This window comes from Paraburkholderia dipogonis (genome assembly GCF_042680985.1).
Lineage (GTDB): Bacteria > Pseudomonadota > Gammaproteobacteria > Burkholderiales > Burkholderiaceae > Paraburkholderia > Paraburkholderia phytofirmans.
Genome location: NZ_JBHUFR010000044.1, coordinates 1 through 3,065 on the forward strand (window position 1 = coordinate 1; position 3,065 = coordinate 3,065).

Consider the following 3,065-nt stretch of genomic DNA (forward strand, 5'->3'; position numbering starts at 1 on the left):
AAGGAGCTGTTCGGATGGCGGCAGTTTCGCAATCGCCGCGAGCTCGCCGGCTGTCTGGGTCTGGCGCCTACGCCCTATGCAAGCGGTACCAGTGAAGTCGAGCAGGGTATCAGCAAGGCGGGCAACAAGCGGGTGCGGTGGTTGATGGTGGAACTCGCCTGGAGCTGGCTACGCTTCCAGCCGGTCAGCGAGATGAGTAAATGGTTCAACCAGCGCTTTGGCAGCACTGGCAAGCGCTCGCGACGCATCGGCATTGTCGCGCTTGCGCGCCGTCTCGCGATCGCACTATGGCGTTATCTGGAACATGGCGAGATTCCGGCAGGAGCAAGACTCAAACCCGCGGCAACACCGGCGCTGTAACCTGAGCAACGACAGTCAGGCAGGATTGAAAAGGTTCGCGTGCCCGGACAGTAAGCGGGTTGCCCTGACCGGTGACCGTAGTTCTAGATGGGGTACGTCGGTAACGGAGTGGTTCCAGCGCTTTGCGCACGCAGTATGTGGTGACCGGCCTCGCGCCGGCACGGATAGAAGTTGGCCCGGGGCAACCGCCCGGATATCAGACACTCCGGCCTCGAACGTTTTAGTGACTCGCCTGATGTAGAGGATTCCAGACTGAATTCTATACCTTCAGCAAACAGCAGGTTATCCACCGCCGGTCAGCGGTTCGAGTGTTATTACCGCGACGCTGAACCAGCGGTGGATAACCTGCCTCTGTCAAACGGAGGCAAATGACCTATGGAAAGCACATTGAAAAAGGGGTTGACTACCGATCCCCCATAGAAGTCTTACTGTGTCACAAAACTAACAATAGCGATATTGCTTTGTTTGTCCTCGTATAATGAGGATACCCAGGCATAGAGCGAGAAGCAATGGACGCACAAATGCGGTTTGAGCAGTACATTGAGCATTTGTCTGGCGGCTTGGGTCATGCGGATCGCCACTCAGGACTGAGGGGCTACTGCACAGGCCTGATGTTGCCGTTGACGCGCAAGAGCGTCGAGCCGATGGCCGCAAGCGTGGATCCGCTTCACGCCAGCGCCCGGCATCAGGCTTTGCACCACTTTGTGGCCAAAGCCGACTGGTCAGACGACGAGCTACTTCTCCGGGTCAGCCAGTGGGTCGTGCCGCGGATGGATTTTTCCGGCGGCGGCTTCTGGATTGTGGACGACACGGGATTTCCAAAGAAGGGCCGCCATTCCGTAGGTGTGGCGCGTCAATACTGCGGGGTGCTGGGGAAACAGGATAATTGCCAGGTCGCGGTCAGTGTGTCACTGGCCTGCGAGCAGGCCAGCATTCCGGTTGCGTGGCAGCTCTATGTGCCGCGTGAATGGGCAGAGGATGATGAGCGGCGCGAGAAAGCCGGCATTCCCGCGCAGATCGGGTTTGAGACGAAGGCGCAGATTGCATTGCGACAGATCGAGGCCCTGCTGGCTGCGGGTGCGCCCCGACATTGCGTACTGGCCGATGCAGGCTATGGAATAGATAACGCCTTCCGGCAACGTCTGGACGATCTGGGCTTGTCTTATGTGGTCGGCATCACATCGGCTCTCGTGGTCTGGCCACCGGACGTCGAACCATTGCCGCCCAAACCGTATGGCGGCATGGGCCGCCCGCCTGTGGTACCGCGCCGCACACGCGCCCGACAGCCGGTGAACGTGAAGGACCTGGCGCATTCACTGCCTGCTACTGCCTTCACCACGCTCAGCTGGCGGGAGGGTTCGAACGAAACGCTCAGCGGACGTTTCGCCGCGGTGCGCGTGCGTCACGCGGGCGGCAATACCGGCAAGGCGAGATTGCGCCCCGAGCAATGGCTGCTCATCGAGTGGCCCGCCGGCGACGCTGACCCGCTGAAATACTATCTGTCCAACCTGCCGGCTGATACTGCGCTGGAGCAACTCGTGGCGCATGCACACATGCGTTGGCGTATCGAACGTGATTACCAGGATCTGAAGCAGGAGCTGGGGCTGGGACACTACGAAGGCCGGGGATGGCGTGGGTTTCACCACCACGCTGCACTGGCGATCGCGGCCTACGGGTTCCTTCTCTCAGAGCGTCTCGCTACCGGTACCCCGGTCAGCGCCAAAAAAAACTTCGCAGCACGCCAGACACCTGCAGTTCCCGACGATTACATTGCGCGGGGAAGTCCGGCGCGCACAGCGCCACACGGCTGACTCGATTGCCACCATCCGCTACGAACTTACGGTGCGACTGGTCGCGGGGCTCGACGCCTGTCCATGCTGCCGAAGGCTGGGAAGACGTCTTTATTTTATGACACAGTAAGACTTCTATGGGGGATCGGTAGTAAACCCCTTTTTCGATGTGCTTTCCGTAGGTCATTTGCCTCCGTTTGACAGAGGCAGGTTATCCACCGCTGGTCAGCGTCGCGGTCATAACACTCGAACCGCTGACCAGCGGTGGATAACCTGCTGTTTGCTGAAGGTATAGAATTAAGTATGGAATCCTCTACATCAGGCGAGTCACTAAAACGTTCGAGGCCGGAGTGTCTGATATCCGGGCGGTTGCCCCGGGCCAACTTCTATCCGTGCCGGCGCGAGGCCGGTCACCACATACCGCATGCGCAAAGCGCTGGAACCACTCCGTTAGCGACGTACCCCATCTAGAACTACGGTCACCCGTCAGGGCAACCCGCTTACTGTCCGGGCACGCGAACCTTTTTCAATCCTGCCTGACTGTCGTTGCTCAGGTTACAGCGCCGGTGTTGCCGCCGGTTTGAGCCTTGCTCCTGCCGGAATCTCGCCATGTTCCAGATAACGCCATAGTGCGATCGCGAGACGGCGCGCAAGCGCGACAATGCCGATGCGTCGCGAGCGCTTGCCAGTGCTGCCAAAGCGCTGGTTGAACCATTTACTCATCTCGCTGACTGGCTGGAAGCGTAGCCAGCTCCAGGCAAGTTCCACCATCAACCACCGCACCCGCTTGTTGCCCGCCTTGCTGATACCCTGCTCGACTTCACTGGTGCCGCTTGCATAGGGCGTAGGCGCCAGACCGAGACAGCCGGCGAGCTCGCGGCGATTGCGAAACTGCCGCCATCCGAACAGCTCCTT

General features: G+C 59.8%; 2 protein-coding genes and 1 pseudogene. 2 read left to right on the forward strand and 1 reads right to left on the reverse strand.

Annotated elements, in window-relative coordinates:
• Positions 1-360: transposase (locus ACFSNN_RS38655; protein ID WP_377779222.1), on the forward strand; the 360-nt coding region annotated here is incomplete at its 5' end.
• A gap of 509 nt (positions 361-869) precedes the next feature.
• Positions 870-2,159, forward strand: a pseudogene (locus tag ACFSNN_RS38660) (IS701 family transposase); the annotation flags it as partial.
• Positions 2,160-2,705: 546 nt separating this feature from the next.
• On the opposite strand, the gene ACFSNN_RS38665 reads toward ACFSNN_RS38660, so the two are convergent.
• Positions 2,706-3,065 (reverse strand): transposase (locus ACFSNN_RS38665; protein WP_377779222.1); only part of this gene is annotated, 360 nt, incomplete at its 5' end.